At 50.7% G+C, this 13,582-nt stretch carries 18 protein-coding genes; 11 read left to right on the forward strand and 7 right to left on the reverse strand.

Features of this window, described 5'->3' with window-relative positions; all coding sequences use genetic code 11:
* The first annotated feature begins 348 nt into the window (after positions 1-348).
* Complete coding sequence (locus M2Q46_RS02760) at positions 349-1,086, forward strand: putative phage abortive infection protein (RefSeq protein WP_302356714.1); 738 nt, start codon at positions 349-351, stop codon at positions 1,084-1,086.
* Positions 1,087-1,371: 285 nt separating this feature from the next.
* Positions 1,372-1,695, forward strand: coding sequence for a hypothetical protein (locus M2Q46_RS02765; RefSeq protein ID WP_302356715.1), 324 nt, complete (start codon positions 1,372-1,374; stop codon positions 1,693-1,695).
* Between the two features lie 750 nt (positions 1,696-2,445).
* Here the strand turns inward: M2Q46_RS02765 and M2Q46_RS02770 are convergent.
* Entirely contained in the window at positions 2,446-3,066 is a 621-nt protein-coding gene (locus tag M2Q46_RS02770) for a hemolysin III family protein (RefSeq protein WP_009454498.1), read from the reverse strand.
* A gap of 372 nt (positions 3,067-3,438) precedes the next feature.
* On the opposite strand from M2Q46_RS02770, the gene M2Q46_RS02775 reads away from it, so the two are divergent.
* Positions 3,439-3,612: a DUF1508 domain-containing protein gene (locus M2Q46_RS02775; protein WP_021446666.1), complete on the forward strand. Its 174-nt coding sequence runs from the start codon at positions 3,439-3,441 to the stop codon at positions 3,610-3,612.
* Positions 3,613-3,760: 148 nt separating this feature from the next.
* Here M2Q46_RS02775 and M2Q46_RS02780 read toward each other — a convergent pair whose 3' ends face one another.
* The gene (locus M2Q46_RS02780) at positions 3,761-4,165 is read right to left on the reverse strand and encodes a RidA family protein (RefSeq protein ID WP_035268694.1); all 405 of its coding nucleotides are present in this window, start codon (positions 4,163-4,165) and stop codon (positions 3,761-3,763) included.
* 334 nt (positions 4,166-4,499) lie between these two features.
* On the opposite strand from M2Q46_RS02780, the gene M2Q46_RS02785 reads away from it, so the two are divergent.
* The 7 genes from M2Q46_RS02785 to M2Q46_RS02815 all read left to right on the forward strand — a co-directional run bounded on the left by M2Q46_RS02785 (position 4,500) and on the right by M2Q46_RS02815 (position 9,435).
* A complete protein-coding gene (locus M2Q46_RS02785) occupies positions 4,500-4,928 on the forward strand; it encodes a hypothetical protein (RefSeq protein WP_302356718.1) in 429 nt (142 codons plus the stop codon).
* A 176-nt stretch (positions 4,929-5,104) separates the two neighbouring features.
* Positions 5,105-5,524 (forward strand): GFA family protein, encoded by a 420-nt coding sequence (locus M2Q46_RS02790; protein WP_203144731.1) that lies wholly within the window; start codon positions 5,105-5,107, stop codon positions 5,522-5,524.
* 124 nt (positions 5,525-5,648) lie between these two features.
* Entirely contained in the window at positions 5,649-6,188 is a 540-nt protein-coding gene (locus tag M2Q46_RS02795) for a lipocalin family protein (RefSeq protein WP_302356720.1), read from the forward strand.
* A gap of 171 nt (positions 6,189-6,359) precedes the next feature.
* Positions 6,360-7,169, forward strand: coding sequence for an ABC transporter substrate-binding protein (locus tag M2Q46_RS02800; RefSeq protein WP_268378218.1), 810 nt, complete (start codon positions 6,360-6,362; stop codon positions 7,167-7,169).
* Between the two features lie 102 nt (positions 7,170-7,271).
* Positions 7,272-8,006: an amino acid ABC transporter permease gene (locus M2Q46_RS02805; RefSeq protein WP_302356723.1), complete on the forward strand. Its 735-nt coding sequence runs from the start codon at positions 7,272-7,274 to the stop codon at positions 8,004-8,006.
* Complete coding sequence (locus M2Q46_RS02810; protein WP_035267749.1) at positions 8,006-8,704, forward strand: amino acid ABC transporter permease; 699 nt, start codon at positions 8,006-8,008, stop codon at positions 8,702-8,704. Before M2Q46_RS02805 ends, M2Q46_RS02810 begins: the two co-directional genes overlap by 1 nt.
* Positions 8,701-9,435 (forward strand): amino acid ABC transporter ATP-binding protein, encoded by a 735-nt coding sequence (locus M2Q46_RS02815; RefSeq protein ID WP_035267747.1) that lies wholly within the window; start codon positions 8,701-8,703, stop codon positions 9,433-9,435. The genes M2Q46_RS02810 and M2Q46_RS02815 overlap by 4 nt, the downstream gene beginning before the upstream one ends.
* A gap of 151 nt (positions 9,436-9,586) precedes the next feature.
* On the opposite strand, the gene M2Q46_RS02820 is transcribed toward M2Q46_RS02815, so the two are convergent.
* The 5 genes from M2Q46_RS02820 to M2Q46_RS02840 all read right to left on the reverse strand — a co-directional run bounded on the left by M2Q46_RS02820 (position 9,587) and on the right by M2Q46_RS02840 (position 12,953).
* Entirely contained in the window at positions 9,587-9,859 is a 273-nt protein-coding gene (locus tag M2Q46_RS02820) for a hypothetical protein (protein WP_035267745.1), read from the reverse strand.
* Between the two features lie 103 nt (positions 9,860-9,962).
* Positions 9,963-10,499: a hypothetical protein gene (locus tag M2Q46_RS02825; protein ID WP_302356727.1), complete on the reverse strand. Its 537-nt coding sequence runs from the start codon at positions 10,497-10,499 to the stop codon at positions 9,963-9,965.
* A 57-nt stretch (positions 10,500-10,556) separates the two neighbouring features.
* The gene (locus M2Q46_RS02830; protein WP_026482708.1) at positions 10,557-10,877 is read right to left on the reverse strand and encodes a TM2 domain-containing protein; all 321 of its coding nucleotides are present in this window, start codon (positions 10,875-10,877) and stop codon (positions 10,557-10,559) included.
* An 8-nt stretch (positions 10,878-10,885) separates the two neighbouring features.
* Positions 10,886-11,203 carry a hypothetical protein gene (locus tag M2Q46_RS02835; protein ID WP_302356729.1) on the reverse strand — a complete coding sequence of 106 codons (318 nt, stop codon included), beginning with the start codon at positions 11,201-11,203 and terminating at the stop codon, positions 10,886-10,888.
* 46 nt (positions 11,204-11,249) lie between these two features.
* Positions 11,250-12,953, reverse strand: coding sequence for a sigma-54-dependent Fis family transcriptional regulator (locus tag M2Q46_RS02840; RefSeq protein WP_035267740.1), 1,704 nt, complete (start codon positions 12,951-12,953; stop codon positions 11,250-11,252).
* A 351-nt stretch (positions 12,954-13,304) separates the two neighbouring features.
* On the opposite strand from M2Q46_RS02840, the gene M2Q46_RS02845 reads away from it, so the two are divergent.
* Positions 13,305-13,577 carry a phenol hydroxylase subunit gene (locus M2Q46_RS02845; RefSeq protein ID WP_009454452.1) on the forward strand — a complete coding sequence of 91 codons (273 nt, stop codon included), beginning with the start codon at positions 13,305-13,307 and terminating at the stop codon, positions 13,575-13,577.
* Positions 13,578-13,582: the final 5 nt, after the last annotated feature.

Genomic DNA, 13,582 nt, shown 5'->3' on the forward strand with positions numbered 1-13,582 from the left:
TGCACTTCCTACTTGCAATTCCATAACAGCCATTTGGGTTGCTCCTCTCCCACTCAAATTTTAAAGGGTGCCTTAAGTTATGCCACGTTGTGTGCTTTTTTACCCTTTACAGATAAGTCTGTTTTAATGCAAGCTATACGCCTTGCAACAGAATTTATTGTAAATTTGCTTCATAAACTGTTTGGAGCTTCACACAAAATACATGCTTGAAAATTCAGGCTGCAAGTTTTATTGTTTTCTCCAGCCAACAATATGGATACGAACAACTGGTTAGTGGTTTCAGGTTGATACGATCTATAGCACGCTGGGCAGTTAAACCTTTGTCGCTAATTATCGCGCTGTCCATTTATGAAAATTGCTAATATGCTTATTCGTTATCCATTTCGTTTCGGAGTTTCCGCTATTGTGGTTCTGTTGGGGGCATTTGCTCTGAACTTTAGGAAGGCAGATATTTCTAACGCGGTCGCTGAGTGGGGGCAATTCGGTGACTACATGGGAGGATTGCTCAATCCTATATTTGGCTTAATTTCAGTCGTACTCGTCGCGGCGACCTTGCGTAGCCAAACCCAAGCAGCGAAGCTTCAGGCATTTGAGCATCAGTTTTTTACACTGCTTTCGCTTCATGATTCAGTTCTGCAGTCTATTGATCGTAAGATGAAAGACAAGACTGTTATTTACGGCCGTGATTGTTTTCGACTTTTTTACCGGAAAATAGTTTCAATTTCACAGAAAGATAGAGTGCCGCTGACAACTGCGTATCAGCGCTTTTTGGAAATGGATGGTTGGGAGATAGAGCACTATTTTAGGACAGTCTATCACTTATTCAAATATGTGAAGGATCAAGGGGCAGAAATAGGGGCTGCAGCGGTGCAGCGAAAACGCTATTATGATCTCATTAAATCGCAGCTATCTCAGTATGAGATTGTGCTGCTTTGGTTAAATGTGGAAGGAGTTAATCGGGGGAATTGGGATTCCGTCCTGGCTGATTCAGAGGCTAAGCCATTTGAGCATTTGAATAAAGGAAACTTAGTCGAAAATCCGCCTGCAGTTCCAGATGAAGAAGCCGATGAGCTTACTTCGCTATGAGGTTTTATAGTTTGGGGAAAGCCGTTTTAGGCAATAGCTTGGATGGGATAGAGGCTTGTCCGGTTTTCTATACCGTTTAGATAATGAGCCAGCAACTTATTCGCGTGACTCACACTTGATTCTGCCTGCGCTAAGCCTTGGGCACGATAGGAATCATATAAAGGTTTATACGCTTGACTACCTAGGCCGACATGGTTGTCAAGTGCAGTTGCTGGTGCATGATGCTGCTTAGCGGGTCTTAGAGCTTCATTCGGTTAATACAAACTTTAAATCTCAGGTGTGCGAGTGAAAAAAATATTTGGTTTTTTATCGATTTTTATAATGGGTTTCTCGGTTCAGTCTTACGCAGTTTCCGATGCTGATATTGATAGACTCACGACTTATGCGATTGTGCTGGGTAGGGCTGCAGCTTGCGGAGTGGAGGTGGAGGCTGAGTCCAAGCGGGTAGGAGGGTGGATGGATAGGCGCTTCTCTAAAAGTGACCAACAGGTATATCTTCCTATTTTTTTTGAAGGTGCTCGAATTGCGGCTTTAGACCAATCTAATGGGACAAGCCCCGAATCATGTAGTGATGCAATCAAGGTATTTAATCGCTTCACTTGGCCATGAGTTTGTTTAGAAGTATATTGATGCAAAAAAAGCCCGCTCTAAGGCGGGCTGTCGGTGACGTGTCGGGGCTTAATTCGTAGGGTAGTCATCCGCTCCTTGTAGACGCACTTTCACGTTTGGGGGCATGGATGGGGGTATGCGGCCTGCTCGTGAAAGAGGAAGCCCAAGCATATCAACACCCTAACAAAACACCCCCGTTCCAGTACTGCCTACCAGAATACATGCACACAGCTCCAAGCTGTGCCAAGAAAAGCCCCAAAGATCAATGCTTTGGGGCTTTTTTGTTTTCTACGGCCATAGCCTGCACTATCAATGCCTATATTGAATCCAGCGCGCGTCTAAGCTCTCTAGGTTCAGGACTGACCCCAACGGCTCGTAAATGGCGATTACAGATAAACCAGATTTCGTCCCTGTCGTTAGCCAAAATAAAGAAGGCGTCCGATGTCTCTGACGGGTTGAACATCCCCAGGGCACGGTAAGCGGTCTGCATATTGAATCCGCTTTGAAGCGGGGAGGGCTTGGGCCCATCCTTCAGCTCTTGAACACGAAGATATAGTCCCGTCTCTAGTGTGATCATGCAAGCCTCGCTTCTAGTTGCGTTGCTTTATTCTAGGAGCAGGAAAAGATCTTCGCCACAGATCCCTACCTTTAGATGTAATCAGATTTCATCAGACATAACAGAGCGTATGCCAGTCGAAAAAAAAGCCTCGGTAGAGGCTTTTTTGTGTGTTCGCGCCCGGGTGCTTTGTTTTACATGACAACATACTGGGAGATGGCCAGAAAATGCGCTGCGCTGCCAGCCAGCACAAACAAATGCCAGATACCGTGCCAATGTCGGAAGCGTTCATCAAACACAAAGAACACGATCCCGGCGGTATAAATTGCTCCCCCTGCCGCCAGCCAGGAAAAGCCTTCCGAGCCCAGATTGTCTGCCAGCGGACCCAGTGCCAGCAACACAATCCACCCCATAACGGCATAGATCACCAGCGATAGTATGCGTGCCGGCGAACGTGGGCGAATATCTTGAAGAATGCCAATCAGTGCCAAACCCCAGACCACGCCGAACAGACTCCATCCCCAAGGGCCTCGCAGCGTTACCAGGCAGAAGGGCGTGTAGCTGCCAGCAATCAACAGGTAGATGGAAAAGTGATCCAGCTTGCGGAAGACGTTTTTGGCCCGTCCCTTGAAGCAGTGGTACAAGGTGGAAATCAGGTACAGCAGGATAAGTGTGGCGCCGTAAATGGCCGTGCTGGTGATGCGCCAGGGGTCCCCGGTAAAGCTCGCCATGACAATTAGCCAAGATACGCCGCCTACAGCCAGAACTGCACCGATCAGATGTGACCAGGCATTGAAACGTTCACCGTAATACATGATGCTTTATTCTCTCCGAACATTCGGCACGCCGATTGCAAGACCGTCGACGTGGTCGGAAAAGCTTAGCGCATAAATCAAGCTCTCGTATTGATCTCTGTTAGGTCAATGCGGGACATTCGTTCGCCGCTTTGGATGAGGAATGCCGCTCGAAGTGTCCACTACCCAAAACCTGATGAGTTGCACTTTTTTCCTTGCTTGGGTTCTTGCCTGACTTGATGGCATATCTCTTGCGTTGTCAGTAAAAGAGGTGTGGTTTGATGGCAATTCAGTCACTTGTTGGCCTGCCACGTAAACCCCAATACCTGCTGATCAACTCCAGTTTTAGGATACGGTTTGCGCGACGTGCGCTCATACCTAAAGAGGGTCATCATGAAATTTGTGCTTTACAAGGACAAAAGTGGTGAATGGCGGTGGCGATTCAAGGCCGCGAATGGGAACATTATTTGCGTTAGCTCCGAAGGCTATAGCAGTAAGCAGAGCGCACAACACAGTATTGAGTCTGTGAAAAAAGGGATGGCTGATGCTCCGGTTGTCGAGGAGTAAGCAGAGACTTTCTTTAAGTTTTTACGCGCAGCTTGTAGGCTTATGAATAAAAAAAGCTCCCCAGCGAAAAGGGAGCCTAAAGACCTCGTCAAGATCCGAGGTCTTTTTTTATGTCGACTCCGTACGGGAGGCGACTTAACAGCAGCGATCAATCCAGCATCGCTTCAGCCTCAATCTCGATCAGCCACTCAGGCTTGGCCAAGCCACTGATCAAGATCCAGGAAGAGGGTGGTGGATTGACGGGAAATCGCTTCAGCAGCGCAGCAGCTATGTCGTCCTGCTCTTGTGGTGAGCTTGCATCTTCCCGGATAAAAATCCGCAGCATGATTACCTGATCCATCTTGCCGCCAACCTCGGCCAGGACTAGTTCAATATTGTCCAAGGCGGCTTCTGTTTGCTCGCGCATTCCACCAGCTACGGTTTGTTCCTGAGCATCTACACCTACTTGGCCAGAGAGCATGACACGGCGGTTGCCTGTGACCACCAGGCCCTGGCTGAAACCGTATTGCAAGGAATTGAATACGGTGGAGGGATTAATAGCGCTTTTTGTCATCTTGATAAATACATGAAAAGTTGAGTGGGTGTATTTACACACCATGCCCCTACCTTGGGGCGTTATGTCGGAAAGCAAGGGCTTGTCTTTAAGGAGGCTTTTTGAGGGGGAGCGGAGCCCAGTCTCCAACGGCAATAGGTAGGAAAAATTCCTAAAAATTAATTAAGTTTTATTTAAAGTGTCCATCGTCTGGCTTTATGCTTTTTTGTCCGGAATAGGCTGACCCTGCCTGCTGTACTCGCGGCTTATTTTTTTTTGGTAATAAAGGAAGCGGGAAGTGAAGAAGATCGTATTTATAGCTGCCCTGTCAGTGGGCTTGGCGGGATGTGAAACGATGAACTCCATGACTAAAGGCATTGATGATGCGTTTGCCAGTGTCAATGAAGCGATGGGGGCGGGCCCGATTGCTGACACTCCGGCACAGATTTGTTCAGAGATGCGTTCCAATCATGCGCGTGCTGTGAACAAATACAGTGGGAAAACGGTTGAGGTGACTGGCAAATTGGTGGCCATGGAGCAAAATACACTGGCCGAGGCCATGAGTGGCATGAACTCAAAAGTATGGGGCAGTGCCAAGCAGTTTGACGTTCGAGTCAGCAGCGGACCTATCGTCTTTTCTTCCTTGATCAACCGCCGCACTGAGCAACTGAATGTGTTCAATATGGGTGACACGGTGACAATTAAAGGCCGTATCAGGACGATTGGCAAAGGGAGGTCTTGCACCATTAGCCTTGAAGAAAACATGAGCATCAAGCAGCAGTAAATGGGTAAGGGTCCGTTATAGCGGACTGAACGAATAAGCCCGCTTTGTAGCGGGCAGTGCTGTTTCTGGGGCCCAGGTTTTGTTGCACCTGGCCTTGGGAAAGCCTCATATCGAATTTCCATTACGGGACGATTCAGCCGTTAGAATTGCTTATCCATCTACCTACAGAGGCTCGTATGGCAAACAATAAATCCACGATTCACGGCAACTGTCTGTGCGGTGCCGTCTCGATCAGTTTTCAGCAGCAAAAGCCTTCAATCAGCGCTTGCCACTGCGGCATCTGCCGCAGTTGGTCAGGTGGCCCCTTCTTGTCGCTGGAGTCCCATGAAGCCCCAGTAATTGAAGGCGCGGAGCATGTGCGCTCCTATGCCTCTTCGGAGTGGGCGGAGCGCAGTTTTTGTGATGTATGCGGTACGCACTTGTTTTACAAGCTCAAGGCCGGTGGTTTCCATGCTGTTTCTGCTGGCTTGTTCAAGGATAGCGGGAGCTGGCCGTTCGAGCTGCAGGTCTTTATTGATGACAAGCCTGATAACTACGCATTCGCTAACAAAACGCGAGAGATGACAGGCGAAGAGGTGGTTAAGCTGTTTTCCTGATGCTATGACTGGCCAGATGCATAAGCAGGGCCAGGGCTGCGCTTGCTGCAAACTGGACCGGTCGATCTATCAAAGGAAGATTCCAGAAACTCGATCTTGGGTCACCTACAAGGAGAACTCCGTGATGAAAAGAATTCTTTTCCTGTCGTTATCTGCGTTATTGGTCGCCTGCGCTTCTTCCAACGCCGATCTGGCGACCCAGGAAGATGTAGACCTGAGTAAGTACATGGGCACCTGGTACGAGCAGGCGCGTCTACCCAATAACTTTCAGCGTGAATGTGCTGGAGATGTGCAAGCTAATTACCTGATGGAAGCGGACAAGACGATTACTGTTACCAATCGTTGTCAGGGTACGGACGGTGAGGTGAAGCAAGCCATCGGGCAGGGGCGTTTGTCGACGAGTGTGGAGCCTGCTGATCCGGCGATACTGGAAGTGCGTTTTGCTCCGAAATGGCTGTCCTGGTTCCCAATGGTGTGGGGTGACTACTGGATCATGAAGCTGGAAGGGGATTACCAGTATTCTTTGGTCGGTACGCCGGATCGGAAATATCTCTGGGTCTTGTCCCGAGAAAAACAGGCTGATCCGCAGCTTGTCAGTGACTTGCTGGATTACGCGGCATCCCAAGGCTTTGCGGTCCAAAAGGTGATTTCCACCAAGCAGTAGCGTGCATTCGATGATCGATGCTTCTGCGCCTGCATAAAACAGCATAGCCTCTTAGCGTTTTTAGTTATAAGCATGGGGGAATTAGATCGTTTTGAAGAGCTTTTGGCTGTGGTCGAATGGCACGACGGTATGTATCGGACGTGCCATTTTTTTTATCGGAATGTTTTTACTATGAAGTCGTTTTTAAGCATTGCCGCGACCCTTACCCTGGCGTTGGTGGCTGGAGTGGCCCAGGCTGATCGTCTGGATGACATCAAGAAAACGGGTGTCTTGAAAGTAGCGTCTTTCGACAGCAATCCACCGTTTGGTTTTGTGGATCAGAAGTCCCGCCAGATCACCGGTCTGGATGTGGATTTTGCTCAGGCTCTGGCTGACAAGCTGGGCGTGAAGCTGGAAGTCTTGCCAACCAACCCGGCCAATCGTGTGCCGCTGTTGACGTCCAATAAAGTAGATCTGGTTTTGGCCAACTTCACCATCACGGAAGAGCGTGCCAAACAGGTAGATTTCAGCATTCCGTACTTTGCATCGGGCCAGCAGTTTCTGGCTAAAAAAGGCGTTTTGTCCTCGCCCGAGCAGTTGAACTCGCTGCGTATTGGTGTGGATAAAGGGACGGTCAATGAGATCGTTCTGCGTGAAAAATACCCCCAGGCCAAGCTGGTTGCCTATGACGATACCCCCTTTGCTTTTACCGCTTTGCGTAACGGCAATGTGCAGGCCATCACTCAGGATGGTCCCAAGCTGATTGGTTTGCTGGCCAATGTGCCGGACAAGGAAAACTATGAAATTCCGGCCTTCAGCATTTCCGAGGACTTGATCGGTATTGGTATCCCCAAAGGCGAGACAGCACTGAAATCCTTTGTGGATGAAACTTTGCTGGAGCTGGAAAGCCAGGGCAAGGCTCAAGCCATTTATGACGTCTGGTTTGGCCCTCAGTCCAAAACACCGCTGGAGCGCTTGTACCGCATCGGTCAGCAACATTAAGTCATCACTTGCTTGCAGGCCAGCCTTGAGTGTTCAGGCTGGCCTTTTCCTGTTTGTGTTTTTAACAGCGGGATCACTTGATCCTGCTTTTTGGTGTTTGCTATGCCGTCTTCTGATTTCTGGCTGGCACCCCACTATGTGGGTTGGTTGCTGCAAGGGTTCTGGGTCACGATCCAGCTCTCTTTAGTTGTCTCTTTCGCTGCAACTGTTTTGGGTTTTCTGGTGTGTATTGCCAGGCTCTCGCCGTTTGCCTGGCTGGCCTGGCCGGTACGTGCTTACCTGAGTCTGTTCCGTAATACGCCCTTGTTGGTGCAACTGTTTTTCTGGTATTTCGGCGCCTCGGCATTGATGCCGCCGGAGCTGGTTCAATGGTTGAACACCCAGCATGTCTTGCAACTGGTCTTGTTCGATGTGCATTGGCCCAGTTTCGAGATGTTGGCCGCCTTTGTAGGTTTGACGATCTACACCACGGCTTTTGTTGCAGAAGAATTTCGCTCTGGTGTGAGGGCAGTGCGCAAAGGGCAGTGGGCCGCAGCAGCCTCCTTGGGCATGTCTTCCATGCAGGTCTGGCGCTATGTGGTGATGCCGCAGGCCTTGCGCAATACCTTTCCCTCGCTGATCGGGCAGTACATGAATGTCATCAAGAACACCTCGTTGACCATGGCCATTGGCTTGGCAGAGCTGTCTTATGCGTCCCGTCAGGTGGAGACTGAAACTTTCAAGACCTTCCAGTCCTTTGGGATTGCAACGCTGTTGTATGTCTTGCTGGTCATGCTGGTTGAAGTGGTTGGGCAGTGGTTACAACGCCACCGTCTGCAAGTGCGAGGTGGGCTGTAATGAACTTCGATGTAATCCATGACAATCTGCTGTACTTCCTGGTGGGGGCGTATCCGCATGGCCCTTTAGGTGGGGCTGCGCTGACGCTCTTGCTAAGCGTGCTCTCGGCAAGCTTGTCGGCCGTTCTGGGGCTGGTTTTTGGTATAGCCCTGGTCTTGACGCGTGGCGTGGCGCATACCGCTTTGCTGCTGTTTCTGGGCTTTTTCCGCGCCATCCCTGTGATCATGCTGATTTTCTGGGTGTATTTTCTGCTGCCCATTCTGTTCAAGGTGGATGTGCCGGGTCTGTTTACCGTGGTCTGCGCCTTGTCCTTGATTGGTGGCGCCTATCTGGCGCACTCGGTATTTGCGGGCATCAGCAGCTTGCCCGCGGGGCAATGGCAAGCGGGCAAGGCCCTGGGCCTGAAAACTGCCCAAATCATGAAGTCCATCATCCTGCCGCAAGCTTTGCCGGTGATGCTGCCTTCTTTTATTAATCAGTGGGTTGCCTTGATCAAGGATACGTCGCTGGCCTACGTTATTGGCGTGGCGGAACTGTCTTTTGTGGCCACCCAGGTCAGCAACCGGGTTATGGTGCACCCCACTGAAATCTTCTTGTTTGTCGGGCTGATGTACTACGTGATCTGCGCAACGCTGGAGTTGATTGCGAATCGTGTGGCTCGACGTTATGACAAACATCTGCGACTGGATGGCAAATGATCCGTATCGATAGTGTTTCCAAGTGGTATGGCACGTTTCAGGTGCTCAAGAACTGCACGGCCCAGGTGGACCGTCAGGAAGTCGTGGTGGTGTGCGGGCCTTCGGGCTCGGGCAAGTCCACCTTGTTGAAAACCGTCAATGGTCTGGAACCGTTTCAGCAGGGCACGATTGTCGTGGATGGGATTTCTGTCGGTGATCCGGCAACGAATCTGCCCGACTTGCGCAGTCGGGTCGGGATGGTTTTTCAGAACTTCGAGCTGTTTCCGCATCTGAACGTCTTGGCCAATCTGACCTTGGCGCAGCGTAAAGTGCTGGGCAGGGAGCGGGACGAAGCGAATGATCGGGCCTTGCTGTACCTGGACAGGGTGGGCCTGAAAGCGCTGGCGGATCGTTATCCAGCCAGTTTGTCGGGCGGGCAGCAACAACGTGTCGCCATTGCGCGGGCCTTGTGCATGGATCCGGTCTGCATGTTGTTTGACGAGCCTACCTCGGCCCTGGATCCTGAAATGGTCAACGAGGTGCTGGACGTAATGGTTAGCTTGGCGGAAGAGGGGATGACCATGATGTGCGTGACCCATGAGATGGGCTTTGCCCGCAAGGTGGCGGATCGGATGGTTTTCATGGATCAGGGCCAGATTCTGGAAGACGTGCCCACGGATGTATTCTTTGGGGATCTGGACGGCAGGCCGCAGCGGGTGCAAACCTTTTTATCCAAAGAACTGCGTCTATAGCGTCTTTCCCGGTTGTCGCCGAGCTTGCTGGGGCGTGAGGGCAGCCTGAAAAATGCGTGAATCCGTATGTAATAAAAAGCCCGCCTGTTGAAACATGGGCGGGCTTTTTATGGGCGATGCGCCAGCTTGAGGCGTGTCGCTATACGGGGTCCTACTGTGCCGCTGTGTCAAACGACTGCAGTAGCGATTCAGCGGCAAGAACGGCACAACGTGCTTGCTCGTGCTGCTCATGCAGGCTCAGGTAACGAGCTTCGGCCTCATCGCCGCGTGCCACGTCCCCTTGGTAAGACTGCTTCACATAGTTTGCGTACCAGATGGACTCGGTCAGGCTCAGTCCTACAAACACTTCATTGCTGTCCTGATCTTGCGACAGGGCATGGATACTCTCTAAATACGCCCGTTCACGGGGCTGAAATTCCAACATACGACTCCTTAGATAAGCCCCCATTGTAATGGGTGGGGGAAATCAGGCCAGCGCAAGGGGCAGGAGCCTGCAGTCAAGTCAGCTAAAGGGGCTGACATGTCTGTCAGCGTATGTTTGCCATCCAGTCGTCCAAGTACCATCGACGATGCAAGGTAGCAAGGTCGTCCAGCTGGTTTTTCATGACCGCAAATATTCCCCCGGTCCAGGTGCCGAAAGCCGGCTTTCCTTGCAGATCCGTGACGTTCTCGGCAAAGGTACGGGTCAGGACGATGGGATTTTGCCAGGCGTATTCTTTGCCGATTTTCTTGAAGTATTTTCCCGATAGCGCAAATTTCTCTGTTCCTTGATAGGCCAGAATAACTTGTTCAAATGATTTTTCACGCAAGCTGTCTGCTGTCTGAAAAAGTACGCGCATGATATCGATTTGACTGGTCTCTGCCGAGAACGACCGTAGATCAAACACCAGGACATTTGGGTTGAGGGCGTACTGATAATGGGCTCTGACTTCAATTGTTTTGTTTCTATGGTCTTTATCAAGGCTCTGGGAAACGGGCTGCCAGATGGAAAAATAATTCCAGGCGAATAAAGCACTCAGTGTGCAGGTGATAAGGAAAAATGCGATGAGTAGTGTGCGTTTCATTTATGTATCACTGAGCCGTCCTTAAAAGAAACCTTTTCAGGACGGCTCGTATCATGTTTAGCCGGGCAAACCTGCATTGTTAGACAAGGAAGTGGCGAGCAAGGTGTTTTTGTTGCGTACCCAGCCCGGGATCAGGAAGGCGTCTACCAGAACCCATACCAGTGCAACCCCCAACATGATCAGCCCAACCCCCATCACGCTGAGCAGTGCGCCCAGAATGGTCAGCACCAAAATGGCAATGGCGCTACCCGTTTTACCCATGTAAAAGCGATGGCCACCTAGCGTGCCCAGGAAAAACCAGAGCAGGTAGGTCACGCCCAGGCTTTTTTTGTTGGCATCATAAAGCATGGCTTGAGCAGTTGAGTTATTTGTAGACATATCAGGCCTCACGGTAAAAGTAAAATTACTTGATTAATAAAAAATAAGGAGCCGTAAGGCTCCTTGATTTCTCTGCTTGCTATTCGCTTTGCCACGAATTTTTTGGATTTTTTATTTTTCCTGGAATCCGCATTATTTTTTAAAAAATCAGTTTTTCTGGTGTTGTTTTTAAAAATTGTCTTGGCGATTATAGCGAATTGGCCGTCTGTGTTGTCTTTGTGTGCTGGGTTGTGGTTTTTAAGCTTGTCGGTTTCTATAAGATTTTGATGATTTTGCCTTGCGAATAATTTTCTGCCCGGGTTTTCGGATTGATTAGGCGGACTCAATTAAAGGTTTCAACTGCTCGCCAAAGCGGGCTTATGGATGCCTTGTTCAGGCTGGCATCGTCACCTTTTTTAAGCGATACGCCAACGCCGGCCGTGTCAGCCCCAGTCGTCTTGCTGCTTCTGAAATATTCCCGTTCGTTTTCTTCAGCGTCAGCTGGATGATTTGTTCTTCCAGGTCGTCCAGGTTGAAGGGCGTTTCCAGCAGGTTCTCCAGATATTGCGTCTGGTTCGCGCTGAAACAGGACTCTTTCGCCATAAAGCCTTGCGTATTCAAACTGCTCAAATACTGCAAGGCACTTTTCTGCTGCGGGAACAGGTGGTGAGTTTCGATTTCGTGATTGTGCTCGGTCAGGATGACGCCACGTTCGATCATGTTTTCAAATTCGCGGATATTGCCTGGCCAGTCGTATTGCATCAGTAATTCACGGCTGCGGTCGCTCACTCCCAGCACGTGCTTTTTGTACATGCTGGAGTATTTGTTCAGAAAGTATTCGGTCAGCAGCGGAATGTCTTCTTTACGCTCGCGCAGCGGCGGAATGTGAATGGGAAAGACATTCAGGCGGTAGTACAGGTCGGCACGGAAGGTGCCTTTCTGTACGGCTTCGGCCAAATCCTCGTTAGTGGCCGCCACCACGCGCACGTCGATATGGCGAGTGTTCTCATCACCCACGCGTTCCAGTTCCTGTTCTTGCAATACACGCAGCAGGGCGGCTTGGGACCGTGGCGATAGCTCCACGATTTCATCCAGAAAGATGGTGCCGCTCTGGGCACGCTCAAAGCGTCCGGGGCGGGATTTATGTGCGCCGGTATAAGCGCCTTTCTCGACACCAAACAGCTCTGACTCAATCAGCTCCGGGGGAATGGATGCACAGTTCACTGCAACAAAGGGTTGATCAGCCCGGTCGCTGGCGGCGTGCAGGCCGCGTGCGAAAGCTTCTTTCCCTACGCCGGTTTCCCCCAGCAGCAGCACGGAGACTTTGCTTTGCGCCGCCTTTTCCAGCAGATGACAGGCGGCCTGGTAAGCGGCGGACTGACCAATGGAGTTGGGCAAGGTGAAGTTGGCGCTGGAGTGCTTGAACTCCTGTTCGCGCAACTTCACCAGCTCACATCGCAAGGCAAACAGTTCGTCCTGGACTGGATCGGGCAGCATGAAACGGTCAATCTCGGGGTCATCATCTTCCCATTCCTCGGCTGGCTTGCCCACGATCTTGCAGTGGCTATGGCCCATGGCGCCGCATTGGGTTTCTTTGTAAATGATGCTCTTGCCCATATAGAAGCTGGTGTAGCCGCTGGCATAGCCCAGCAAGCTCCAACAGACCGGCTCGCTGGACTGGCCATGTTCTTTCTGGTGATTGCTGACTTCATAGGAGTCAAACCAGTCAAATTCGCCGTAGTACTGGCCTGCGTCGCGGTCAAAGGTCAGGGCGGTGGGCACGACTTTGACCATGCCGCGGATGGTGTGCATTTGCGGGCCGGCCAAAAAGGTCTCTTTCAGTGACAGGTCCGGGCGCACTTTTTGTGAGACCTCGGCATCTTTCATGCCCGCGTGGTAGCCAAAGCGCATCAGAAAGTATTTGGCGCGCTCGCTGCCCAAAGAGGCAATCAGTTCCTTGCGTAGCTGGCCAAAACCGCTGGCGTGCAGCAAGAGCATGCGCTGCTCGCCAAACCATATTTTGCCTTCCCGCGCATCAAAACGAATGGCGTCGATCAGGTCCTGACTTAATGGCAGTGTGAGTTCAGTAGCCCCCATGGCTGTCTCCGTCCTGTGATTTCTTATTGTGGTTTTGAGTGTTCTAAAACCAGTATGCCGCCTGTCTTTCTAGTGGCTCAAGGAAAACATAATAGTGTCCAGCGGACGGATAAAACGGATTTTTCTAAGGTTTTACCCTAACTCAGCATTTGATGAAAACGGCGCTAAGCACTTGATCAAATGATCAATTTTCCTGCCGCCACCCCTTCGCAGGCCGCATTCCTTCTAGGCCGGGTTTCAGCTATCTCTTTAATCCTAAAGGGTTAAATCCTTCAGATTTAAAGTTGGCACGCGGTTTGCTATGAACAGGCTGTGGACACTCATGCAACAGCTTGATCAGGAGGAGAACAGATGTCAGACACGAGCTTGCCCACTTTGACAAAGTACGTACGCGTACGCAGTCCGGCCAACGCCCGTTTTGTGGAATTTGATTTTGCCATCGGCCAGCCGGACCTGTTTGTGGAACTGGTCATGCCCCCGGCGGCGTTTGAGCAGTTTTGTCTGCAAAACAATGTCCAGCCCATGAGCGATGAGCAAATGCGGGTCAATGACGAGAACGAAGAGAAATGGCGTTTTGGTTATGACACTTTGGTCGGCAACAGTCGTCAGGCTGAAGCCCAGTAGGTTTT

It is taken from the genome of Alcaligenes sp. YSL9, from assembly GCF_030515105.1.
Classification (GTDB): Bacteria; Pseudomonadota; Gammaproteobacteria; order Burkholderiales; family Burkholderiaceae_B; genus Alcaligenes; species Alcaligenes phenolicus.